We start from the raw sequence: 23,193 nt of genomic DNA on the forward strand, positions 1-23,193 counted from the left end.
TCAGTGTAGATATCCCAACCAACGCGCACCGGCACCGGTAGCGCACAGGACTTTGTAAGCGGGTATTTCGCCGCGCCGCAGCGCAATCGGCCCCGCACCGCCTCAACAGGCGCCACTGGCGCGGATGGCGCGCGTGCATCCTGCCGGGAGCCGGCCAGAGGCGGTGAAAGCTGGATACAACTCCGTGGCCTGTCCCCGGGGACGCGCCGCAGGCGAAAGGAAATGGATCAGCGGGTTTCCTGATTGCGCAAGTGCTCGGAAAGGCGCTCCGCAGGCATCGGGCGGCCGTAAAGGTATCCCTGCGCCTCCCAGCAGCCGTTGGCCAGCAGGAAGTCGCGCTGCTCCACCGTTTCGACGCCTTCGGCCACGACGTCGATCTGCAGGCTTTGCCCGACGTTGATGACGGAGCGGACGATGGCGGCATCCACCGGGTCCTGAGTCACGTTACGCACGAAGGACTGGTCGATCTTCAGCCGGTCCACCGGGAACGACTTGAGGAAGCTCAGCGAGGCGTAGCCCGTGCCGAAATCGTCGCAGGTCAGGGTCACGCCGTCGCGCCGCAGCGCCTGGAGCTGGTCGGACACCTCGTCGCCCTGCTGCAGGGCGATGGTCTCGGTGATCTCGATCTCCAGGCTGGTCGGCGGCAGCTCCAGGGCGCGCAATACGTGGCGCACCTCGGTCACCAGGCGGCTTTCGGCCAGCTGCGCCGCGAACAGGTTGATGGCCACGCGCGGTGCCTGCGGCAATGTCAGCGCCCACGCCCGCGCTTGCGCGCAGGCGGTCTGCAGCAGCCACATGCCTACGTCGCTGGCCACGCTGCTGGACGCCAGCGCATCGATGAAGCTGGCCGGCGCGAGCAGGCCACGCGTCGGATGGCGCCAGCGCAGCAGCGCCTCGGCCCCCAGGATGCGGCCATCGCGCAGGTCGACCTGGGGCTGGTAATGCAGTTCGAACTGGCGCTGCGCGTACGCCTCGTGCAGCGCCTGGACCAGCGACAGCCGCGTGGTCACGTCCTGCCGCATCTGCGGCTTGAAAAACCGGATGGTGCGCCCGCCATCGTGCTTGGCGCGGGCCAGCGCCAGGCTGGCCGCCGCGAGCGCGTCCGACGCGAGATCGCCGGCAGCCGGCAGCACGCAGGCGCCGATGCTGGCGAGCACGTGGTGGCGGCGCCCGCTGTACTCGTGCGGGGCGGACAGCATGGAAAGAATGGCGGCGCCGACGTGCCGCACCAGGGTCGGGTCCGAAATGGAAGGCAGCAGCACCGAAAACTCGTCGCTGCCGATGCGGCCGATCACGGCATCGCGCGGCGATGCGTCGCGCAGCCGGCGTGCCACGCCCTGCAGGATCAGATCGCCCTCGGCATGGCCATGCATATCATTGAAGGCGCGGAAATCGTCGATGCCGATCAGCAGCAGCGCGCAACGGGGCACGGCCTCGCTATGCAGGCGCGCCTCCAGCCGCTTTAGGAATCCCCCGCGATTCCCGACCCCGGTCAGCGGATCGGTCTCCCCGTCTGGCGAAGCGCCAGCCGCTTTCGCCCCCGACTTGGCCACCATCCCTGCCTCTTTTGCAATTATCGACATTGTTACCAGATCTGCGATTCTGGAAGTGTGACGAAAACCATGAAAAAAGCAAGCGCTTCAGGCATTCCAGCCCGCGCGCCAATGCGGCGTAGCAACGCCCGCCCCCTGAGCGGCGCGCAACGTTGAAACCGCCCCGGCGTTACAGTACCCTACCGCGCATCGCCGCACAGCCGGCCCGGCGTCGGGCGCGGCGGCTGCCGCTGAAGAAGAACGAAAACGGGAACCGAGCCTTGAACCACTGGACCATCCGCAATCGCATCCTGGCAAGCTTTACCTTCATCCTGCTGGTCATGGCACTGATGGGGGTTGTGGCCTACAACCGGCTGTCGTCGATCGAGCGGGAAACCACCCTGATGCTCAAGGACGCCCTGCCGGGCCTCGACCACAGCACCAGCATCCGCGGCGCCTGGGGCGAGATCTATGTGCTGGCCTGGGAAACCGTCAAGGCCACCAGCGACTCCCAGCGCCAGGCCTACCAGAAGCAAGTCGCCGATGTCCGCCAGCGGCTGGACCGGTTCGAGCAGCAGTACGAGACCACCATCACCCGCGACAATGACCGCGCCAACTTCGGCCAGTACAAGGCGGCCAAGGCCAGGTTTGAGCAGGTGGCGCTGCCGCTGCTGGAGCCGGCAAGCTGGAAGGGCAACGAGGCCGCGGAAGCGCTGCTGCGCGGCGACGCCAACCACGCATGGGCGGAGGTGCGCAAGCTCGCGCAGAGCATGGTGGACGACAACAATGCCGTCAACGAGCGCGCGGCGCGCGGCATCAACGACGCGGTCGGCTCGGCCAAGGTAGGCATCGAGGTGGCCCTGCTCGTGGCGGTCGCGGTAGCGGCCATCTGCGGCTATCTGCTCTTGCGCGCGATTACCGTGCCGATGCGCTCCATTGTCGGCCTCCTGGCCGGCATCCGCGGCGGCGACCTGCGCCTGCGCATGGCGCTGAAGCGCGGCGACGAGTTCCAGGACGTCGAGGAAGGCTTCAACCAAATGACGGGCGAGCTGACCTCGCTGGTCGGCCAGGCGCAGCGCTCCGCGATCCAGGTCACCACCTCGGTCAACGAGATTGCCGCGACCGCGCGGCAGCAGCAGGCCACCGCCACCGAGACCGCCGCCACCACGACGCAGATCGGCGCCACGTCGCGCGAGATTTCCGCCACCGCGCGCGACCTGGTCCGCACCATCAATGAAGTCTCGAACGCGGCCGAGCAGGCCGCCGGGCTCGCGGGCACGGGCCAGGTCGGGCTGTCGCGCATGGAAGCCACCATGCAGCACGTGATGGACGCGGCCGGCTCGGTCAATGCCAAGCTCGCCACGCTCAACGAACGGGCCGGCAATATCAACCAGGTGGTCACCACCATCGCCAAGGTGGCGGACCAGACCAACCTGCTGTCGCTCAATGCCGCGATCGAGGCCGAGAAGGCCGGCGAATACGGCCGCGGCTTCTCGGTGGTGGCCACCGAGATCCGCCGCCTGGCCGACCAGACCGCGGTCGCCACCTACGACATCGAACAGATGGTGCGCGAGATCCAGTCCGCAGTGGCCGCCGGCGTGATGGGCATGGACAAGTTCTCGGAAGAGGTGCGCCGCGGCATGTCCGACGTGACCCAGGTGGGCGACCAGCTGTCGCAGATCATCGGGCAGGTGCAGTCGCTCGCGCCGCGCGTGCAGATGGTCAACGAAGGCATGCAGGCGCAGGCCGGCGGCGCCGAGCAGATCAACCAGGCGCTGATGCAGCTGTCCGAAGCCGCCCAGCAGACCGTCGAGTCGCTGCGCCAGTCGAGCCTGGCCATCGACGAGCTGACGCTGGTGGCCAATGAGCTGCGCAGCGGCGTCTCGCGCTTCAAGGTATAGCGTCGTGGGGCGGGAGGCCGTGCGCCGATGAAGCTGTTCCTGCTGTTCCGGCTCGGCAATGACCACTATGCGCTCGATGCCACCGAAGTGGCCGAGGTCCTGCCGCTGACCGCGCTTAAGCAGATTCCCGGCACCCCCGCATGGGTGGCCGGCGTGCTGTCGCGGCGCGGGCAGCCGGTGCCGGTGATCGACCTATGCGCGCTTGCCACGGGCGCCGCCTCGGCGCAGCGCACCAGCACGCGCACCGTGCTGGTCGATTACCGGCGCCGCGAAGGCGATGCGCCGCGCCTGCTCGGGCTGCGTCTGGAGCATGCCACCGAGACCCTGCGCTGTGCGCCGGAGTCGTTCGTCGATGCTGGCATCCATGCCGGCACCGCCCGCTACCTGGGCCCTGTGCGCCATGACGAGCAGCGTGGCCTGGTGCAATGGGTGCGGGTCCACGCGCTGCTGCCCGACGACGTCCACGCCATGCTGTTCGACGCCGCGCGTGACGCTTGCCCGGCGTATTTGCCATGAGCACGGCAACCCATATCGAGGCATTGCTGAAGGCGCGCATCGGGCTGGATGCGAGATCGATTGGCCCCGGCGCGCTCGAACGCGCGCTGCGCGAGCGCCAGGCCGCCTTGCAAGCGCACGATGTAGCGGCTTACTGGAACCTGCTGCACAGCCACCCGGACGAGTTCCAGGCGCTGATCGAAGCCGTGGTCGTCCCCGAGACATGGTTCTTCCGGCACCGCGAGGCGCTGCTCGCACTTGGGCGCTTTGCGGCCGGGCGCGTGTCCGGCAACCCCACCCGGCAACTCCGTGTGCTGAGCCTGCCCTGCGCCAGCGGCGAAGAGCCCTATTCGATCGCCATGGCACTGCTCGACGCAGGCATCCCGCCCGCGCGCCTGCGCATCGATGCCCTGGATATCAGCGCACGCGCCCTGGCACGCGCGCGCGCCGCGATCTATGGCAGCAATGCCTTCCGCGGCACGCCGCTGGATTTCCGCGACCGCTATTTCAAGCCCTGCGCGGGTGGTTTCGCGCTTGACGCGCGCGTGCGCGAACTGGTGCAGACGCAGCTGGGCAACCTCGTCGACCCCGACCTGCTGGCCGGCGAGGCGCCGTATGACTTCGTCTTCTGCCGCAACCTGCTGATCTACTTCGATGCCGACGTGCAGCGGCGCGCCGTGCAAACCCTGGTGCGGCTGGCTGCGAGCGATGGCATGATCTTCGTCGGCCCTGCCGAAGCCAGCCTGCTCAGCGCGCAAGGCTTGCAGTCCGCCGGGGTACCGCTGGCCTTTGCGTTTCACAAGCCGCTGCCGGGTGAAGCGCGCACTGTATGGCCAATGCAGGGCAGTGCCACGCCCGCAAGGGTGACTGCCAGTGTGCCGCCCCGGCCGGCCGCGCTTCATGCACGCGCTGCGCCAGCGATGCGCACGCCACGGCCAAGCCACCACCGCCCGCAGCCGTCAGCCGGTGAACCGGCTGACGCGCTCGCCAGGATTTCAACGCTGGCCGATCGCGGCGAGCTGGAAGCGGCTACCGCGGCCTGCGAAGCGCTGATTGCCAGCCAGGGCCCGAGCGCCGATGCCTGCTGCATGCTTGGCGTGCTCCATGACGCCAGCGGCCGCGCGGCGAGCGCGCGTGACGCCTATCGCCGCGCGATCTACCTGGACCCGGGCCACCAGGAGGCCCTCTACCATCTGGCCGCGCTGCTCGAATCCGAGGGCGACCACGCCGGCGCCGCGCGCCTGCGCCAGCGCGCACAGCGCCATACCCGTACCGGCTAGCCATGGCTCACCATCCGACTCTTTCCGTCAACGCGCCTGTCAACGCAACTGTCGACGACTGCTGGCGCCGCATCGGCGTGCGGGGCGACGGCAGCTGCCCGCTGCTGGACACGCACATCCATTGCCGCAACTGTCCCACCTATTCCCAGGCCGCCAAGGCCCTGCTCGATGCGCAGGCCATGACCGGGCTGCCCGATGCGCCGGCAGACCGCGAGCCGGATGCGGAGCCGTCCGGCACCGGCCTGTCCTGCCTGGTGTTTCGCGTCGGCGAGGAATGGCTGGCCCTTCCTACCGAAGCCGTTGGCGAGGTCACCGCGCCCTGTCCCGTGCATTCGCTCCCGCATCGCCGCGACGCCGCGGTGCTGGGCCTGGCAAGCGTGCGCGGCAGCCTGCTGGCCTGCCTGTCGCTGGCAAGGCTGTTCGGCATGGAAGCGGAGCCCGATGCCAAGGCGGGCCCGCGGCAGGGGCAGCGCTTCCTGGTGCTCGGCCAGGGCCGCGGCGCCATCGCCCTGCCGGTCGCCGAAGTGAGCGGCGTGCGCCGCCTGCACGGCAATGCGCTGCAGCCGCTGCCGGCCACGCTGACGCGGGCGTCCACGCGTTACAGCCAGGCGCTGTTTGACGACCAGGGCCGCAGTGTCGGCCTGCTTGACGCCGCGCTGGTGCGCCAGGCGCTGACCCGGAGCCTGGCATGAACCCCGACCAGTTGCGCGATGCTTCGCTGCTCGAACTGTTCGCGCTCGAGGCCGAATCCCAGGCCGAGGTGCTCAATGCAGGCCTGCTCGCGCTGGAACGCGACCCTGCTGCCGCCAGCCAGCTCGACGCCTGCATGCGCGCGGCGCATTCCATCAAGGGCGCGGCGCGCATTGTCGGGCTGGACGGCGGCGTGCACCTGGCGCATGCCATGGAAGATTGCCTGGTGGCCGCGCAAGGCGGCATGGCACTGAGCGCCGAGCATATCGACGCGCTGCTGCAAGGCACCGACCTGCTGCAGCGGATCGGCCACCCGCCTGATGGCGACCCCGCCTGGGCGGACCGCCAGGGTCGCGCGGAGATCATCGCCGTGGTGCAGCGCCTGCAGGCGCTGCCTGGCGGAGAAGGCGCGGCCGCGGCAGTTGCGCTGGACCACCCGGAACCTCCCGCCGTGGCCAGCACGGCCGACCCTGGCACGCCCGCGCCGCCGGAGCAATCGGTGCAGCCCCAGGGCCCTGCCCCGGCATCGCATGAGCGCATGCTGCGCGTCGGCGCCGAGTCGCTTGACCAGTTGCTGGCCATGTCGGGCGAGGCCATGGTGGAATCGCACTGGCTGCGCCCGTTCGCCAAGGCCATGCTGCAGGCGCGCCGGCAACAGGCGCGTGCGCTGCAGGCGCTGGACACGCTGCGCGACGCGCTCGCCGGGAGCGGCGCCGATGCCGGCGCCATGGCCGCCTTGTCCGATGCCCGGCAGTTGCTCGAAGACGGCGCGCAAGACCTGTCACAGCGGCAGGAAGAGCTGGACCAGTATGAGCACCGCACTGCCCGGCTGGCCCGCCGCCTCTATGACACCGCGCTGGCTTGCCGCATGCGGCCGCTATCCGATGGCCTTGCGGGCTACGCACGCATGGTGCGCGACCTTGCGCGCTCGCTCGGCAAGGCCGTGCACCTGGAACTGGTCGGCGCCGGCACGCAGGTGGACCGCGACATCCTCGAGGCATTGGACGCGCCACTGGCGCACTTGCTGCGCAATGCCGTGGATCATGGTATCGAGCCGCCCGATGTACGCCTGGCCTGTGGCAAGCCTGCCGAAGGGCGCATCCTGCTGCAGGCGCGGCACAATGCCGGCCGGCTCGTGATCGAGATCGGCGACGACGGCGCCGGCGTGGATCTTGACGCGCTGCGCCGGGCGATCGTGCGGCGGCACCTGGCCAGCGAGGACACTGCCGCGCGGCTGTCGCAGGCCGAGCTGCTGGAGTTCCTGCTGCTGCCGGGCTTCAGCATGCGCGAAACCGTTTCAGAGGTCTCGGGCCGCGGTGTCGGCCTGGACGCGGTGCAGGAAATGGTGCGCCGCGTGCGCGGCAACCTGCGCCTGGCGCAGCCGCCCGGTGGCGGGCTGCAGTTCCGCCTGGAGCTGCCGCTGACGCTGTCGGTGGTGCGCGCCTTGCTGGTGGAGATCGCCGGCGAAGCCTACGCATTCCCGCTCGGCCATGTGCTGCGCGCCGCCACGGTGGGCCGGCAGGACGTGGCGCAGACCGAGAGCCACCAGCATTTCCACCACGCCGGGCGCGCGGTAGGCCTGGTCAGTGCCGCGCAGGTGCTGCAGCGCCCGGAACGCCCGCTGGACGGGGACGAGATTCCGGTCGTGATCATCGGCGAACAGGAGCGCGTCTACGGCATTGCCGTGGACCGCATGTTGGGCGAGCGCCTGCTGGTGGTGCAGCCGCTGGCGCCGGCGCTTGGCAAGATCAAGGACATCGCCGCGGGCGCGCTGACCGACGATGGCACGCCGGTCCTGATCTTCGACGTGGACGACCTCCTGCGTTCGGTCGAGAAGCTCGTGACCGATGGGCGCATCGAGCACGTACGCCAGGCCGCTACGGCCGCCGCGCAGGTGCGGCGCAAGCGCGTGCTTGTGGTGGACGATTCCCTCACCGTGCGCGAGCTGGAGCGCAAGCTGCTGGCCGGGCGCGGCTACGACGTCACGGTCGCGGTCGATGGCATGGACGGCTGGAACGTGCTGCGCGCGGAGCCCTTCGACCTGGTCATCACCGATATCGACATGCCGCGCATGGATGGGATCGAGCTTGTCACGCTGATCCGCAAAGAGCCGCGAATGCAGCAGTTGCCGGTCATGGTGGTGTCGTACAAGGACCGCGAGCAGGATCGCCAGCGCGGCCTGGAGGCCGGCGCGGATTACTATCTTGCGAAAGGCAGTTTCCATGACGCTGCGCTGCTCGATGCGGTGCACGACCTGATCGGTGAGGCAAGACCATGAAAGTCGGCATCGTCAATGATTCGGCGCTGGCCGTGGCCGCACTGCGCCGTGCCATCGCGCTGGACCCTGCGTTTGAAATCGCATGGGTCGCCGGCGACGGTGAACAGGCGGTACAGCTCGCGGCCTCGCACACGCCCGACCTGATCCTGATGGACCTGCTGATGCCGGTCATGGACGGCGTGGAGGCCACGCGCCGCATCATGGCGGCCACGCCGTGCCCGATCGTGGTGGTCACCATGGATCTCGGCCGCAATGCCAGCCAGGTGTTCGACGCCATGGGACATGGCGCCATCGACGCCGTGGACACGCCCACGCTGACCGAATCCGACGCCAAGCTGACCGCGGGCCCGCTGCTGCGCAAGATGCGCAATGTCGGCCGGCTGGTGGCGGGACGGGCGGCACCACGGCCCGTCGTGGCCGAGGTGCAGGGCAAGCCGGCCGCCTCGCGGCTGGTGGCGATCGGCGCCTCGGCCGGCGGGCCGGCGGCGCTGGCCACGCTGCTGGGCGCCCTGCCCGCGGATTTCAGCGCGGCGGTCGTGGCCGTGCAGCACGTCGACGAAGCCTTTGCGCCCGGCATGGCGGAATGGCTCGATGGCCAGTGCGCGCTGCCCGTGCGCGTGGCCGCCACCGGCGAAGCGCCGCAGGCCGGCACGGTGCTGATCGCCGGTACCAACAACCATCTGCGCCTGCTAGGGTCGAGCCGCATGGCCTATACCGAGCAGCCCAGCGATTATCTTTATCGGCCCTCCATCGACGTGTTCTTTGAAAGCGTGGTGGAGCACTGGCGCGGACGTGCCATTGGCGTGCTGCTGACCGGCATGGGCCGCGACGGCGCCAGCGGGCTGAAAGCCATGCGCGGCCATGGCTGCCTGACCATTGCCCAGGACCAGGCCACCAGCGCGGTCTATGGCATGCCCAAGGCGGCCGCGGCGATTGGCGCCGCCACCGAGATCCTGCCGCTCGCGGCCATTGCACCGCGTCTGGTGCAGGCCTGCAGCGGCTTGCGGCCCGCACCGGGCTGACCGCTGCAGCCAACAGAACATACCAGAACGACAATAGATCGCCGATGCCTCAACCAGGAACGATTTGGGGTCGAGCCATCCAGGAAGCCAGCATGCAACAACCCGAGAACCACGCTCTTACCGCCACTGCCGCAGCGAACAGCTATCCCGCCATGGTGCTGCTGGTGGACGACCAGGCCATGATCGGCGAAGCCGTACGGCGCGCCCTCGCCACCGAGCCCGACATCGATTTCCACTACTGCGCGACACCGGACGACGCCGTGGCCGTGGCGGAGCGCACCCGCCCTACGGTGATCCTGCAGGACCTGGTCATGCCTGGCGTCGATGGCCTGACGCTGGTGCGCCGCTACCGCGACCACGCCGCCACGCGCGATATCCCGATCATCGTGCTGTCTACCAAGGAGGAGGCGGCGATGAAAAGCGCGGCCTTCGCTGCGGGCGCCAACGACTATCTTGTAAAGCTGCCGGACAGCATCGAGCTGATTGCGCGCATCCGCTACCACTCGCGCTCGTACCTCAACCTGCTGCAGCGCGACGAAGCCTATCGCGCGCTGCGCCAAAGCCAGCAGCAGCTCCTGGAGACCAATCTTGAATTGCAGCGGCTCACCAATTCGGACGGGCTCACGGGGCTGTCCAACCGCCGCTACTTTGACGAATACCTGAACGCAGAGTGGAAGCGCGCGCAGCGTGACAAGAGCCAGCTCGCGCTGCTGATGATCGATGTCGATGCGTTCAAGGCCTACAACGACACGTATGGGCACGTGGCCGGCGACGAGGTATTGCGGCGCGTCGCCGCGGTACTGCGCGACAACTGCTCGCGCCCGGCCGACCTCCCCGCGCGCTTTGGCGGTGAAGAGTTCTCGATGATTCTTCCCTCGACTTCGCCCGGCGGCGCCCGGCTCCTCGCGGAAAAGGCCCGGCGCGACATTGAAGCGCTCGGCATCGCCCACAGCGAGGCGGGCACGGGCGGCTGCGTTACCGTCAGCATCGGTGCGGCTGTGATCGTGCCTGAAGAGGGGCAAGCGAGCAGCCGGCTGGTCGAGGTTGCGGATGCAGGATTGTATGAGGCGAAGCGCAATGGGAGGAATCGGGTGGTGGTGGCGTCATAGCCCGCGAATCACTTTCTGTCCGAGCGGCAGAAGAACCAGAAAGCGCGCCTTCCTGCGTGCACAAGCCCAAGCTCGCCGGGCCCACCTCCTTCAAAATCGCTACATCCATAGTGGCCCCCGCTGCGAGCGGCCGAGCAGAAAAACGAAGAAGGGAAGCGCTCGCGCCTGCGACGTTGATGCCAAAAGGGCTTGGGTTGATTGATGATGATGCGCTGACGTGCTTGGCATGCGCTGCTGTTTCGCCGGCGTAGCCGGCGAAACAGCAGCGCATGCCAAGAAAAACGGCGCCCCACATAACTACCCTCCCCGTCCGCCAACAATCCCCCTGTGGGAATCCTCCGACACCGATATCGGATACCCGCGCCTGCCTCCCCCCAAAGTTCCTTCCTATCGTTGCAATAAGGCCACCCGACTCCAGAAACGACGTCACCGGCCTGATGACACGCCTCGCCCATGCAGCCGCCCCAGCCGCGGCCGTGCCGGCGCTCGCCCCAAAACCAACGCATCGGAGAAAGGTGGCACTATGATCCGCTCAAAGAAGACCAGTCTTATCCTCGGCCTCGCCATTGCAGCCGCAGCAGTCCTTTCCGCTTGCGGCGGAGGCGGTGACGACAGCATTGCCGCACGCGTCGGCCTCAGCAAGCCGACCGTACGCTTGATCCATGCCATACCAGGTGGGCCGAACGTCGACATATTGCAGAACGGAGCGAAAACCAATCTGTTGAACGAGCCCTACAAGTTCGTGTCGACCTACCGCGACGTCGACGAGGGGAACCAGCTCTTCGCCTTTGACGTGGCCGGCACGACCACGGAACTCGGCCACACGACCGTGAACACCCACACGGGCCACAAGTACACGGTGGTGGCCATGCCGGGCAGCGACACCGCCGCGGATGTGATCCAGATCGATGATCCGTTCGAAGTCGGCCTGTTCTCCGACAAGGCACGCGTCAGGGCACTGAACGCATCGTTCAACGCGCAGAACGTGGACATCTACGTGACCGTGCCGGCCGTTGACCTGAACTCCGTCACACCGACATTCTCGGCCGTGACGTTCAAGTCCGCGGTGCCTGCCTCGGGCAAGGATTCGATCAACCTGAATGGTGGCACCTACCGGCTGCGCATCACGACCGCCGGCAGCAAGACCGTGATCTTCGATTCCGGCCCGCTGACGCTGGACAACAATGCCGACTGGCTGATCACCACGATTCCCGTGGACGGCATCAAGGCTACGCTGCCGAACCGCATCAAGGTGCTGGTCGCGCGCGGCAATGATGAATCACAGGCTGGCCTGGAACTCGTGACCCAGTAGAGCCAGTAATCCGGCAACGCCATCCCGGAATGCAATGGGCCCGCGCAAGCGGGCCCATTTCTGTTTCTGCGTGCGACAGCGTCAGCCATCGGCATTGCCACCTCGCTTGAGGATATCGAGATGGGACAGATAGCGCTCGAGTTCGTCGCGGCCGCTGTCGGTGATGCAGTACACCCGGCCGCTGCCTTCGACCAGCTCGGCCGTGATCGCACGCGCGATCATCAGGCTGCGCAGGATCGGGCGCAACGAGCGAATGTTCAGTTCGATGCCGTACTCGCGCAGCTGGTCGACCAGATTCATCACGGTCGACGGGCTCGCGCGCACGAGCTTGAGGATGAAGATCCGGGAAAAGACCCGATCAAGGGAAGGCGGTTTCATCGGCGCCGGCGAAGCTCCCGCCCCACGACACCGGAATGCTGGGATCCGGTGAAGGGCCGGAGCGGAGTTCCTGTTCATCTTTTCGCGGCCCATGACTGCTGCCGCAGCCGGGCACGCTCTGCTTCAACGATCGTCGCGCAGCCATGCCCCGCCGCAAGAAAATACGGGGTGCGCGAAGGCACCCCGAATGCTTGCGTTGCACACGCCGCCCTGGGGCGGCGCGGTTCCGGAGCGCCGGGGGCTACTCCTCCTGGAACGCTTCCTCGCGCTTGGCCTTGATCGACGGCAGGGCCACCACCGCCACCAGCGCCGCAGCCGCGATCAGCAGGCCCATCGACAGCGGACGGGTCACGAACACGCTGAAGTCACCACGCGACAGCAGCAGCGAGCGGCGGAAGTTTTCTTCCATCATCGGCCCCAGCACGAAGCCCAGCAGCAGCGGAGCCGGTTCGCACTTGAGCTTCAGGAACAGATAGCCGATCACGCCGAAGCCAGCCGCCATGAAGACGTCGAAGGTCTGGTTGTTGACCGAGTACACGCCAATGCCGCAGAACACCAGGATGGCCGGGTACAGGAAGCGGTACGGCACGGTCAGCAGCTTCACCCAGATGCCGATCATCGGCAGGTTCAGGATGATGAGCATCAGGTTGCCGATCCACATCGACGCGATCAGGCCCCAGAACAGCGCCGGGTTGCTGGTCATGACCTGCGGGCCGGGCTGGATGTTGTGGATGGTCATCGCACCCACCATCAGCGCCATCACCGCGTTGGGCGGAATGCCCAGCGTCAGCAGCGGGATGAACGAGGTCTGTGCCGCGGCGTTGTTGGCCGATTCCGGACCGGCCACGCCTTCGATCGCGCCCTTGCCGAACTCGTGCGAGTACTTCGAGGTCTTCTTCTCCAGCGAGTAGGCCGCGAACGAGGCCAGCGCCGCACCACCGCCCGGCAGGATGCCCAGGGCCGAGCCCAGCACCGTGCCGCGCAGCACGGCAGGCGCCATGCGCTTGAAGTCGTCCCTGGTCGGCCAGAGATTGGTGACCGCGTCGGTGAAGGTTTCGCGGGATTCCTTCTGTTCGAGGTTCGCGATGATTTCCGCGAAGCCGAACATGCCCATCGCCAGCGCGACGAAGTCGATACCGTCGGTCAGTTCTGGCACGTCGAAGGAGAAGCGCGCGGCGCCCGAGTTCACGTCGGTGCCGATCAGGCCCATCAGCAGGCCCAGCACGATCATGGCGACCGCCTTGGGCAGCGAGCCCGAGGCCAGCACCACGGCACCGATCAGGCCCAGCACCATCAGCGAGAAGTACTCGGCAGGGCCGAACTTGAACGCCAGTTCCGACAGCGGCGTGGCAAACGCGGCCAGGATCAGCGTGGCCACGCAACCCGCGAAGAACGAGCCCAGGCCAGACGTGGCAAGCGCCACGCCGGCGCGTCCGCGCCGTGCCATCTGGTAGCCGTCAATGGTCGTCACCACTGACGACGATTCACCCGGCAGGTTCACCAGGATCGCGGTGGTCGAGCCGCCGTACTGCGCACCGTAGTAGATGCCGGCCAGCATGATCAGCGCGGCCACCGGCGGCAGCGTGTAGGTCACCGGCAGCAGCATGGCGATGGTGGCCAGCGGCCCCAGCCCCGGCAGCACGCCGATCAGCGTACCGAGCACGCAGCCCAGGAACGCGTACGCGAGATTCTGCAGCGACATTGCCGTCGAGAATCCCAGTGAAAGGTGTTCAATCAATTCCATCTCGGCGCTCCCTTAACCGGTGATGAATGCAGGCCACACCGGCATCTGCAGGTTGATGCCGTACACGAAGGCGCCCAGGCTGATCAGCACCAGCACCACGCTGTTGAGCAATGCGCCCTTCCAGCTGAACTCGTGGCTGGCCATCGACGACACCAGCACCAGTACGAACACGGAAAGCACCATGCCCAGCGGCTTGAGCAGGAGGCCGAACAGCACCACCGAACCGAGGATCCACAGCAGCGTCTTCAGGTCCCAGCGTGCGAGATGGTCTTGCTCGCCCTTGCTGGACAACGACGAGATCAGCACCAGGCCGCCCAGCACGGCAAGCACCAGCCCGAGCAGGAACGGAAAATATCCGGGGCCCATCTTCGCGGCGGTTCCCATGGAATAGCCGCGTGCGACCCAGGAAAAGCCCAGACCGACCAGAACAAACATCAGGCCGGAGGCAAAGTCCTTTTGGCTACGTATGCGCAAAACGATTCTCCTCAAAGTTCACTTTCACTAATGCCGTGCCGGTTTCGTGCGCTGGCTCTGTCGCGCGAACTGCTGCATGCATGCGCATGCCCCGACGGTAGATCGGAACGTTAGAGACGCGATCTTTCAGCCGCCTTTCATTTGTCTTCGCTTACGGGTATTCACCAATGCGCTGCGCGCGCGACAGGCCCGCAGCTGCGCATCCGCGCCAATACATCACCACATGATGTATTGATGCGATGCCGGAGCGAGCGGGAAGGTGGGGCTAGGAAGGCCGGACGCGCGCCGTTGCCATGCGGCAACGACGCGGTATGGGAGAGGAACTGTGGCATGCGCGGACGTCGTCCGCTCGCACGCGGGCGAACGCATCCGCTGCCGCGAAAACCAGCAGCGGACGCACAATGCCACGCGGATCTTTCGATTGGCTTTCAACGTACGGTTTCCACCGTACGGGACGGCGCCTCGCCCGTCTCATCCGCTTCGGCAACCGGGCCGGCGTCTTCGCACGGCGTGCCCATGCTCGTGTCGGGTGCCTGGCCCAGCGCTTCTGGCGCATGCGGCGGTACCGGCAGGATATGGCTCGCACGCCAGTTGCCGAAACGGTAGTAGCCCGCGGCCAGCGCAACCGACACCACCGATCCCAGCGGGAAACTCCACCAGATTGCTTCCGCGCCCCAGCTCTTGCCCAGGCCCCATGCAAACGGCAGCCGGATCACCCACATCGACAGGAACAGGATGACCAGCGGCGCCATCACCGCGCCCGTAGCACGCACCGTGCCGAAGATCACGATGGTGAAGCCGAACAGGATGAACGACCACAGCACCACGAGGTTGATATGCTGTGCGATGCCGATGGCCACGCCGTCGGTGCCGAGGAAGAGGCCGAGCGAATGGCGGTCGAACAGGTAGACCAGCGCGACCAGCGCGCCGGTCATCGCCACGTTGAACAGCATGCCCACGCGGGTGATGCGCGTGACGCGGTGCCAGAGCCCGGCCCCGACGTTCTGCGCCACCATCGACGACACGCTCGCGCCAACCGCCAGCGCCGGCATCTGCACATAGGTCCAGAGCTGCGAGGCCACGCCGTAGGCGGCAGTGGTCTGCGAGCCGTAGGCGTTGACCAGCGACATCATCACGATCGCCGACGACGAGATCACCACCATCTGCAGGCCCATCGGCAACCCCTTGGCCACCAGCGCGCGGATGATGGCCGGGTCCGGCCACAGCAGCGCCAGTTGCTCGCGGTGCAGCAGCAGGAAATGGCGGCGGCGATAGAGCAGCGCGATCATGGCGGCAAGGCTGGTGAGCTGCGCGATCAGCGTGGCCAGCGCCGAGCCGGCGATGCCCAGCGCCGGCAGCGGGCCCACGCCAAAGATCAGCACCGGATTGAGCACCACGTCGAGCACCGCCGACAACAACATGAAGTAGAACGGCGTTCGCGAATCGCCGGCGCCGCGCAGCGTCATCATCACGAAGTTGTAGAAGTACATGAACGGCAGCGCAACGAAGATGATGCGCAGATAGGTCACCGCCAGCGGCGCAGCGTCTTGCGGGGTCTGCATGGCCGCAAGGATGTCTGGCGTGAAGATGTAGCCGAAGACCGACGCGGCCACGGACAGCAGCACGAAGAACGTGGTGCTGGTGCCGACGACCTTGCGCGCCTCGTCCAGGTCGCGCGCGCCGACGGCCTGCCCGATCATGATGGTGTTGGCCATGCTGATGCCGAACACCACGCCCAGCAGGAAGAACAGGATGATGTTGGCGTTCGAGGTCGCGGTCAGCGCCGCTTCGCCCAGGAAGCGCCCGACCCAGACCGAGTTGATCGAGGCATTGAGGGACTGCAGGATGTTGCTGCCGAGCACCGGCAGCGAGAACGTCAGCAGCGTGCGGCCGATGGGGCCGGTGGTGAGTCTGGCGTCAGGCTTCATGTCGTCCTTGTTTCGCCGCTGCATGGGCCCTGCATGGTCCCTGCGCGAGGCGGTCAGCCTGCCAGCATACGCGATCCCGCCGGCGGCCGTTGGCGCGCCTTGCCAACCGCCCCGATCGCGCGTCTAATGGACTGAAGCCGGAATCACGCGGGCCAGGGTGGGCAGGAGGCGATATGCGCTGCACAAATTGCGGGTTCGAGAACCTCGCAAAGGCCAACTTCTGCGAGGAGTGCGGTGCCGGACTGCCACGGGCCTGCCCGCAGTGCGGCGAGCCGGCTGGCCCCACGGCCAAGTTCTGCCGCGGATGCGGCGCCCCTCTCGCCGGCCTGGCAGCCGCTCAGGCGTCCGCCCCGGCATCGGCCACGCCCCCCGTCCAGTACACCCCGCCGCACCTGGCCGAGCGCATCCTGGCCGAACGCGCGGCCATGGAAGCGCGCGGCGAAGCCGCGGGCGAACGCAAGACCATTACCGCGCTGTTCGCCGACATGGCCGGCTCGACCGCGCTGACGCAGGACCTGGACCCCGAGGAGGCCCGCCGCCTGATCGACCCGGTCGCCACGCTGATGATGGAGGCCGTGCACCACTACGAAGGCTACGTCGCCAAGTTCCTCGGCGACGGCATCCTGGCCCTGTTCGGCGCGCCCATCGCGCACGAGGACCACGCCCTGCGCGCGCTGTACGCGGCGCTGCGCATGCAGGACGCGATGCGCCGCCACAGCGACAGGGTCCGCCTGGAGCTGGGCATCCCGCTGCAGATCCGCGTCGGCATCCATACCGGCGAGGTCGTGGTGCGCTCGATCCGCAAGGACGACCTGCACACGGACTACGATCCCGTGGGACACACGATCCACATCGCCTCGCGCATGGAAGGCGTGGCGACGCCGGCCTCGATCCTGATCAGCGAGTCGACCCACAAGCTCACCGAAGGCTATTTCGAGTTCAAGGCGCTCGGCACCACGCATGTCAAAGGCGTGCGCGATCCACTGGCCGTCTACGAGGTGCTGGGCCTCGGCGCGCTGCGCACGCGCCTGCAGGTTGCGGCGCACCGCGGGCTGGCTCGCTTCGTCGGCCGCCAGGCCGAACTGGAGCGGCTGCACGCGGCACTGGAGCTGGCCCGGGCCGGCAAGGGCCAGATCGTCGGCGTGGTCGGCGAGGCCGGCGTCGGCAAGTCCCGCCTGTTTCACGAGTTCAAGGCCAGGTCGCGGCAAGGCTGCCAGGTGCTGGAAACCTTTTCCGTATCGCACGGCAAGGCCTTTGCCTACCTGCCGCTGATCGAACTGCTGAAAAACTACTTCCAGGTGGCCGCGCAGGACAACGACCGGACCTGCCGCGAGAAGGTGACCGGCAAGCTGCTGACGCTCGATCGCTCGCTGGAGGTGCACCTGCCCTACCTGCTCTACCTGCTCGGCAACAGCGAGCCAGGATCGACCTTGCCGGCCATGGATGCCACGATCCGGCGCCAGCGGACCTTCGAGGCCATTGCCCAGTTGCTGGTGCGCGAAAGCCAGAACCAGCCACTCGCGCTGATCTTCGAGGACCTGCAGTGGCTGGACAGCGAGACCGAGGGCTTTCTCGGCATCCTCGTCGACCATGTGCCGGACGCCAGCATCCTGTTGCTGGTCAACTACCGCCCCGAGTATTCGCACGACTGGCATGCCCGCGGCGCCTACACGCAACTCCAGCTCGAACCGCTGGGCCCTGCCGAGGCCCAGGGCCTGCTCACCGCGCTGCTGGGCGACGATCGCAGCCTGGTGCCGCTGAAGCGGCTGATCCTCGACAAGACCGAGGGCAACCCGTTCTTCATGGAAGAAGTGGTCCAGACGCTGACCGAGGAAGGCGTACTGCTCGGGCCGCCAGGCAACTTCCGCATCGAACAGGCACCGGCCCTGCTGCACATCCCGACGACGGTCCAGGGCGTGCTGGCCGCGCGTATCGACCGGCTGCCCGTGGCACAGAAGGAACTGCTGCAAACGCTGGCGGTGATTGGCAAGGAATTCTCGCTGAGCCTTATCCGCCACGTCACCAGGCAGGATGACGACACCTTGCGCCCGCTGCTCGCCGCGCTGCAGGCTGCCGACTTCATCTACGAGCAGCCTGCCTTCCCCGATGTCGAGTATGCATTCAAGCACGCACTGACCCAGGAAGTCGCCGGCCACGGCCTGCTGACCGAGCGGCGCAGCGCGCTGCATGAACGTACCGCGCTGGCGATCGAATCGCTGTTCCCGGGCCGGCTGAAAGACTATTGCGGCGAGCTCGCCCACCACTACAGCCTTAGCGGCAATGTGCCGAAGGCGATCGAGTACCTGCACTCCGCGGGCCAGCAAGCCGTGCAACGCTCTGCCCTGCCCGAGGCGATCGGCCATCTGGGCAAGGCCATTGCGCTGCTCAAGCAGTTGCCGGACACACCCGAACGCGCGCGGCAGGAGCTGTCGCTGCTGCTGACGCTGGGGCCCGCGCTGATCGCCACGCGCGGCCAGGCCTCCACCGAGGTGGAAGCCAACTACCGGCGCGCGCTCGCGCTGTGCGAACAGGGCGAGCCTACGCCGCAGGTCTTTTCCGCGCAGCTCGGGCTGTGGGCGTTCTACCAGCTGCGCGCGCAGTACAACGTGTCGCTGCCACTCGGCAAGCGGCTGCTTGGCATGGCCCTGCGCTCGCACAAGCCGGACCAGCTCGCCGAAGGGCATCGCGTGCTGGGCTCCACCACGTTCCGCCTCGGCCAGATCAGCGTCGCACGCGACCACATGGAGCAAGTGCTGGCCGTGCAGCGGCCGGACCAGTCCTCCTACGAATTCCTGCTTGGCTACGGGCGCGACCCCGCCGTGCATGCCATGGCCACGCTGGGCTGGATCCTGTGGTACCAGGGCTTGCCGGACCTCGCGCGTGCGCGCTCGCTGGAAGCGCTGGCGCTGGCGAGGCAGCGTCCCGACGCATTCAATCTTGCCCTGTGCCTGATCTTCGCAGCGGAAGTACACCTGTGCCGGCGAGAAGTGCCGCAGGTGCGCGAGTTTGCCGAGGCAGCCATCGCCATTTCCGGCGAACAGGGCTTTCCGATCTACCTGGCATGGGGCGTGGTGCTGCAGGGCTGGACGGTGGCCGAGCGCGGCGACCATCAGGCGGGCATCGCGCAGATACAGCAAGGCCTCGACGCCTACGCTGCGACCGGCGCGTCACTGGCGAGGCCGAGCCTGCTGGGCCTGCTGGCCGATGCGCACGGCCTGGCCGGCGAGTACCGCGCCGGCCTGGCGCTGCTCGACGAGGCCATGCCGCTTGCCGAGAAGACCGGCGAACGGCTGGACGCGTCAACGCTGCTCCGCCTGAAGGGAGAACTTATCCTCGCCGGGTCCGAGGACGGCCGGCTGGTCCGGGACGAAGCGGAAGCCTGCTTCCGCAAGGCCGTCGCCATTGCACGCGAGCAGGGAGCGAGGTCGCTGGAGCTGCGCGCGGCGCTGAGCCTGGCGCGGCTGTTGTGCCGCAAAGGCAAGCCCGATGCCGCACGCGAGGTACTGGCCGGCATCTATGGCGCCTTCCGCGAAGGCTTCGACACGGCCGACCTGCAACAGGCGCGGGCCCTGCTCGACGAGGTCGGCTGAACCGGCGCAGCCGCGAAGGAGGCCCATGAACCGGTTCCAGGCCCGCTTCGAGTCCCTGTGGTCGCGCTGCGGCGGCCAGCGCGCTCAGGACACCTATGCCGAACTGTCCGGGCACTACTCGGGGCCGGGCCGCTACTACCACACGCTGTTCCACGTGCGCCGCTGCCTGCGCGACCTGGACTGGGCCCACGCCCAGGTTCCCGACGCCGACGCCGTGGAGCTCGCACTCTGGTGCCACGACGTCATCTACGTGCCGGGCGCGCGCGACAACGAGGCACGCAGCGCGGACTGGTTCCTGCGCCGGGCCGACGGACGCATTGCCCGCGCCGACGACATTGCCGCCATGATCCTGGACACCACGCACACCGGCGTACCCGACGGGTTGGCCGCCTGCTATGCGGTCGATATCGACCTGGCGACGCTCGGCAGCCCCGGCGTGCGGTTCCGCCGCAATGGAATGCTGCTGCGCGCCGAGCGTCCGGACCTGGACGATGCTGCCTATGATGCGGCCGAGCGCAAGTACCTGGGCCGGCTGCTGGCGCGCCAGCGCCTCTACCTGACCGACCTGTTCCACGACCGCTACGAGGCGCTGGCCAGACGCAACCTCGCGCTGCGGCTCGCCGAGCCGGTGCGTGGCTGACGGTGCCGGGCAGGGCCGGGCTCAGAGGAATTCGCCGCTGATATCCACGCTGGAGCGCTGCCCGACGTGGTCATAATTGCGCTCCAGCCAGGTACCGGCATGGTCGCGGCCCTTGTCGCGCAGGAAGCACAGGAACTTCCAGTCCGCGTTGTACTTGCTCGATACGCCGAGCGCGGCCATGGTCTCGTCGTTGCGGATCGAATGGATGCGCATCTCCTTCATCTCCTTCTTGTCGACCTTGCCCTGCTGGATCAGCGAGGTCACGAAGGCAATGGCGCGCATCTCGCGCATCAGCGACGAGTTGAAGCTGACCTCGTTCACCCTGTTGAGGATTTCGGCAGCAGTCCTTGGCACGCCCGGGCGCACGATCGGGTTGATGTGGACGATCACGACATCGTGCGTCTTGCACTGGTAGATCAGCGGGAAGATGGCCGGATTGCCGACGTAGCCGCCGTCCCAGTAGTGCTGGCCATCGACGGCCACGGCCTGGAACAGCGTCGGCAGGCAGGCGGAGGCCAGCACGGCCTCGATCGACATGTCCGCTCCCGAAAAGATGCGTATCTTCCCGGTTTCCACGTTGGTGGCGCACAGGAACAGATGGCACGGGCACTCGCGGCGCAAGGCCTCGAAATCCACCTGGCTGGCCAGCACGTCCCGCAGCGGGTTCATGTTGTGCGGATTGAACTGGTACGGCGACAGGATGCGCAGCACCATGTCGGCCATCGCATACAGCGGCGAGTTGTCCAGGCCGAAGCTGTGGCCGCCCTTCATCCACGGCATCCAGCGGAACGGGCTGTAGCGCTCGGCCGAGCGCGCAATCGCCAGCCAGAAGTCATGCAGCGCCTGGCGCCCGCCATCGGGGCCGCCCTTGAGCATCCCGTAAGCCAGCACGGCGGCATTCATGGCGCCGGCGCTGGTGGCGCTGATGCCTTCGATGTCGAGCCTGCCGTCCTCGAGCAGCCGGTCGATGACGCCCCACGTGAAGGCTCCGTGCATGCCGCCGCCCTGCAGCGCCAGCGCGATGGGCTTGCGTTCGCCGCCGGCACGATTGCCCGAATTTCCATCCATGGCGTGGCTCCTGGTATGCGGCCCGGGCACTGGGGCGTGAGCGCGGAGGTTCTGCATCCCTGACCTGCCCCGCGTTCCGGCGGGGCGCCGGGGACGCGACCCGTTGCGACCCTTTTTCGTAGAGTGTAGTGAAGATGCGGCGTCGTCGCGGCCGCTTTGCGCACGTGCGGCTTTATCGGTCTCCTGCCCCCCATCTGCGCCGGCCGCATCGCCAGCACGATCCGCGCCGAGGCGTTAAGCTAGCGGACCTGGCAGCGCGCACCGTCGCGCCGCCGACACGTCTGACCCGACACGACCACCAGGAGAACACGCATGTACCAGGATCTTGCCCTCTATATCGACGGGGAATTCATCAAGGGCGGCGACCGGCGCGAGCAGGATGTGCTCAACCCCGCCACCCAGGAAGTCCTGGGCAAGCTGCCGCACGCCAGCCGCGCCGACCTGGACCGCGCCCTGGCCGCCGCCCAGCGTGCCTTTGAAAGCTGGAAGAAAACTTCGCCGCTCGAGCGCTCCCGGATCCTGCGCCGCGTGGGCGAACTGGCTCGCGAACGCGCCAAGGACATCGGCCGCAATATCACGCTGGACCAGGGCAAGCCGCTGGCCGAGGCGGTCGGCGAAGTCCTGGTCTGCGCCGAGCATGCCGACTGGCACGCCGAGGAATGCCGCCGCATCTACGGCCGTGTGATCCCGCCGCGCCAGCCCAATGTGCGCCAGATCGTGGTGCGCGAGCCGATCGGCGTCTGCGCGGCCTTCACGCCGTGGAATTTCCCGTTCAACCAGGCCATCCGCAAGATCGTGGCGGCCGTGGGCGCGGGCTGCACGCTGATCCTGAAGGGACCGGAAGACTCGCCCAGCGCCGTGGTCGCGCTGGCGCAGCTGTTCCATGATGCCGGCCTGCCCCCGGGCGTGCTCAACATCGTCTGGGGCGTGCCGGGCGAGGTCTCTACCTACCTGATCGAATCGCCGATTGTGCGCAAGATCTCTTTCACGGGCTCGGTGCCGGTGGGCAAGCAGCTGGCCGCGCTGGCCGGCGCGCACATGAAGCGCGTGACCATGGAACTCGGCGGGCATTCGCCGGTGCTGGTGTTCGACGACGCCGATATCGAGCCCGCCGCCGAGATGCTGGCGCGCTTCAAGCTGCGCAACGCGGGCCAGGTGTGCGTCTCCCCAACGCGCTTCTACGTGCAGGAAAAGGCCTATGACAAGTTCCTGGCCCGCTTCACCGAGGTGATCGGCTCGATCAAGGTCGGCAACGGGCTCGAAGAAGGCACGCAGATGGGCCCGCTGGCCCATGAGCGCCGCGTGTTCTCGATGGAGCAATTCCTGGACGATGCCAGCCAGCGTGGCGGCAAGGTCGTGGCTGGCGGTTCGCGCATCGGCGACAAGGGCTACTTCTTCGCCCCGACCGTGGTGACCGACCTGCCCGACGACGCCAAACTGATGGTCGACGAGCCGTTCGGCCCGGTGGCCCCCGTCACGCGCTTCAAGGACACGGCCGAGGTGCTGCGCCGCGCCAACAGCCTGCCCTACGGGCTGGCCTCGTATGTCTTCACCAATTCGCTGAAGACCGCGCACGAGGTGTCCAACGGCCTGGAAGCCGGCATGGTCAACATCAACCATTTCGGCATGGCACTGTCCGAAACGCCGTTCGGCGGCGTCAAGGACTCCGGCATCGGCAGCGAAGGCGGCATGGAAACCTTCGATGGCTACCTGGTGACCAAGTTCATCACGCAGGTCTGACGTCCTGCCGCC

General features: G+C 67.5%; 17 protein-coding genes. 11 read left to right on the top strand and 6 right to left on the bottom strand.

Annotated elements, in window-relative coordinates; translation table 11 throughout:
• Positions 1-227 precede the first annotated feature (227 nt).
• Entirely contained in the window at positions 228-1,556 is a 1,329-nt protein-coding gene (locus AC3FNH_RS09670) for a putative bifunctional diguanylate cyclase/phosphodiesterase (RefSeq protein ID WP_276103190.1), read from the bottom strand.
• A gap of 317 nt (positions 1,557-1,873) precedes the next feature.
• On the opposite strand from AC3FNH_RS09670, the gene AC3FNH_RS09675 reads away from it, so the two are divergent.
• The 8 genes from AC3FNH_RS09675 to AC3FNH_RS09710 all read left to right on the top strand — a co-directional run bounded on the left by AC3FNH_RS09675 (position 1,874) and on the right by AC3FNH_RS09710 (position 11,619).
• Complete coding sequence (locus AC3FNH_RS09675) at positions 1,874-3,433, top strand: methyl-accepting chemotaxis protein (RefSeq protein ID WP_276103189.1); 1,560 nt, start codon at positions 1,874-1,876, stop codon at positions 3,431-3,433.
• 27 nt (positions 3,434-3,460) lie between these two features.
• A complete protein-coding gene (locus tag AC3FNH_RS09680) occupies positions 3,461-3,949 on the top strand; it encodes a chemotaxis protein CheW (RefSeq protein WP_276100970.1) in 489 nt (162 codons plus the stop codon).
• On the top strand, positions 3,946-5,208 hold the full coding sequence (locus AC3FNH_RS09685) for a CheR family methyltransferase (protein ID WP_488719884.1): 1,263 nt from the start codon (positions 3,946-3,948) through the stop codon (positions 5,206-5,208). The genes AC3FNH_RS09680 and AC3FNH_RS09685 overlap by 4 nt, the downstream gene beginning before the upstream one ends.
• Before the next feature lie 2 nt (positions 5,209-5,210).
• Positions 5,211-5,900, top strand: coding sequence for a chemotaxis protein CheW (locus AC3FNH_RS09690; RefSeq protein WP_488719885.1), 690 nt, complete (start codon positions 5,211-5,213; stop codon positions 5,898-5,900).
• Positions 5,897-8,176, top strand: coding sequence for a hybrid sensor histidine kinase/response regulator (locus tag AC3FNH_RS09695; protein ID WP_488719886.1), 2,280 nt, complete (start codon positions 5,897-5,899; stop codon positions 8,174-8,176). The genes AC3FNH_RS09690 and AC3FNH_RS09695 overlap by 4 nt, the downstream gene beginning before the upstream one ends.
• Entirely contained in the window at positions 8,173-9,198 is a 1,026-nt protein-coding gene (locus AC3FNH_RS09700) for a chemotaxis response regulator protein-glutamate methylesterase (protein ID WP_488719887.1), read from the top strand. The genes AC3FNH_RS09695 and AC3FNH_RS09700 overlap by 4 nt, the downstream gene beginning before the upstream one ends.
• Positions 9,199-9,290: 92 nt before the next feature.
• Positions 9,291-10,307 carry a diguanylate cyclase gene (locus AC3FNH_RS09705; protein WP_488719888.1) on the top strand — a complete coding sequence of 339 codons (1,017 nt, stop codon included), beginning with the start codon at positions 9,291-9,293 and terminating at the stop codon, positions 10,305-10,307.
• A gap of 523 nt (positions 10,308-10,830) precedes the next feature.
• Positions 10,831-11,619 carry a DUF4397 domain-containing protein gene (locus tag AC3FNH_RS09710; protein WP_276100964.1) on the top strand — a complete coding sequence of 263 codons (789 nt, stop codon included), beginning with the start codon at positions 10,831-10,833 and terminating at the stop codon, positions 11,617-11,619.
• Between the two features lie 81 nt (positions 11,620-11,700).
• On the opposite strand, the gene AC3FNH_RS09715 is transcribed toward AC3FNH_RS09710, so the two are convergent.
• From AC3FNH_RS09715 to AC3FNH_RS09730, 4 genes are all read right to left on the bottom strand, one after another.
• Positions 11,701-11,997: a helix-turn-helix transcriptional regulator gene (locus AC3FNH_RS09715; protein WP_276100963.1), complete on the bottom strand. Its 297-nt coding sequence runs from the start codon at positions 11,995-11,997 to the stop codon at positions 11,701-11,703.
• 241 nt (positions 11,998-12,238) lie between these two features.
• A complete protein-coding gene (locus AC3FNH_RS09720) occupies positions 12,239-13,741 on the bottom strand; it encodes a tripartite tricarboxylate transporter permease (RefSeq protein WP_276100962.1) in 1,503 nt (500 codons plus the stop codon).
• A 12-nt stretch (positions 13,742-13,753) separates the two neighbouring features.
• Positions 13,754-14,215 (bottom strand): tripartite tricarboxylate transporter TctB family protein, encoded by a 462-nt coding sequence (locus AC3FNH_RS09725; RefSeq protein WP_276100961.1) that lies wholly within the window; start codon positions 14,213-14,215, stop codon positions 13,754-13,756.
• A 428-nt stretch (positions 14,216-14,643) separates the two neighbouring features.
• Positions 14,644-16,143: an MATE family efflux transporter gene (locus tag AC3FNH_RS09730; protein WP_276103188.1), complete on the bottom strand. Its 1,500-nt coding sequence runs from the start codon at positions 16,141-16,143 to the stop codon at positions 14,644-14,646.
• Between the two features lie 173 nt (positions 16,144-16,316).
• On the opposite strand from AC3FNH_RS09730, the gene AC3FNH_RS09735 reads away from it, so the two are divergent.
• Complete coding sequence (locus AC3FNH_RS09735) at positions 16,317-19,733, top strand: adenylate/guanylate cyclase domain-containing protein (protein WP_488719889.1); 3,417 nt, start codon at positions 16,317-16,319, stop codon at positions 19,731-19,733.
• A gap of 25 nt (positions 19,734-19,758) precedes the next feature.
• Positions 19,759-20,373 (top strand): HD domain-containing protein, encoded by a 615-nt coding sequence (locus AC3FNH_RS09740; RefSeq protein ID WP_276100959.1) that lies wholly within the window; start codon positions 19,759-19,761, stop codon positions 20,371-20,373.
• Positions 20,374-20,394: 21 nt separating this feature from the next.
• On the opposite strand, the gene AC3FNH_RS09745 is transcribed toward AC3FNH_RS09740, so the two are convergent.
• On the bottom strand, positions 20,395-21,441 hold the full coding sequence (locus tag AC3FNH_RS09745) for a patatin-like phospholipase family protein (protein WP_276100958.1): 1,047 nt from the start codon (positions 21,439-21,441) through the stop codon (positions 20,395-20,397).
• A gap of 312 nt (positions 21,442-21,753) precedes the next feature.
• Between AC3FNH_RS09745 and AC3FNH_RS09750 the strand changes: the two genes are divergently transcribed.
• Positions 21,754-23,181, top strand: coding sequence for an NAD-dependent succinate-semialdehyde dehydrogenase (locus AC3FNH_RS09750; RefSeq protein WP_488719890.1), 1,428 nt, complete (start codon positions 21,754-21,756; stop codon positions 23,179-23,181).
• The last annotated feature ends 12 nt before the right edge of the window (positions 23,182-23,193 follow it).

It is taken from the genome of Cupriavidus sp. 22TCCZM01-5 (genome assembly GCF_057798915.1).

Coding starts and splice junctions, on each gene's coding strand:
- AC3FNH_RS09705 (WP_488719888.1), top strand. CDS start 9,291: ATGCAACAACCCGAGAACCACGCTCTTACCGCCACTGCCGCAGCGAAC.
- AC3FNH_RS09690 (WP_488719885.1), top strand. CDS start 5,211: ATGGCTCACCATCCGACTCTTTCCGTCAACGCGCCTGTCAACGCAACT.
- AC3FNH_RS09670 (WP_276103190.1), bottom strand. CDS start 1,556: ATGGTGGCCAAGTCGGGGGCGAAAGCGGCTGGCGCTTCGCCAGACGGG.
- AC3FNH_RS09710 (WP_276100964.1), top strand. CDS start 10,831: ATGATCCGCTCAAAGAAGACCAGTCTTATCCTCGGCCTCGCCATTGCA.
- AC3FNH_RS09740 (WP_276100959.1), top strand. CDS start 19,759: ATGAACCGGTTCCAGGCCCGCTTCGAGTCCCTGTGGTCGCGCTGCGGC.
- AC3FNH_RS09695 (WP_488719886.1), top strand. CDS start 5,897: ATGAACCCCGACCAGTTGCGCGATGCTTCGCTGCTCGAACTGTTCGCG.
- AC3FNH_RS09700 (WP_488719887.1), top strand. CDS start 8,173: ATGAAAGTCGGCATCGTCAATGATTCGGCGCTGGCCGTGGCCGCACTG.
- AC3FNH_RS09735 (WP_488719889.1), top strand. CDS start 16,317: ATGCGCTGCACAAATTGCGGGTTCGAGAACCTCGCAAAGGCCAACTTC.
- AC3FNH_RS09720 (WP_276100962.1), bottom strand. CDS start 13,741: ATGGAATTGATTGAACACCTTTCACTGGGATTCTCGACGGCAATGTCG.
- AC3FNH_RS09675 (WP_276103189.1), top strand. CDS start 1,874: ATGGCACTGATGGGGGTTGTGGCCTACAACCGGCTGTCGTCGATCGAG.
- AC3FNH_RS09715 (WP_276100963.1), bottom strand. CDS start 11,997: ATGAAACCGCCTTCCCTTGATCGGGTCTTTTCCCGGATCTTCATCCTC.
- AC3FNH_RS09685 (WP_488719884.1), top strand. CDS start 3,946: ATGAGCACGGCAACCCATATCGAGGCATTGCTGAAGGCGCGCATCGGG.
- AC3FNH_RS09745 (WP_276100958.1), bottom strand. CDS start 21,441: ATGGATGGAAATTCGGGCAATCGTGCCGGCGGCGAACGCAAGCCCATC.
- AC3FNH_RS09680 (WP_276100970.1), top strand. CDS start 3,461: ATGAAGCTGTTCCTGCTGTTCCGGCTCGGCAATGACCACTATGCGCTC.
- AC3FNH_RS09730 (WP_276103188.1), bottom strand. CDS start 16,143: ATGAAGCCTGACGCCAGACTCACCACCGGCCCCATCGGCCGCACGCTG.
- AC3FNH_RS09750 (WP_488719890.1), top strand. CDS start 21,754: ATGTACCAGGATCTTGCCCTCTATATCGACGGGGAATTCATCAAGGGC.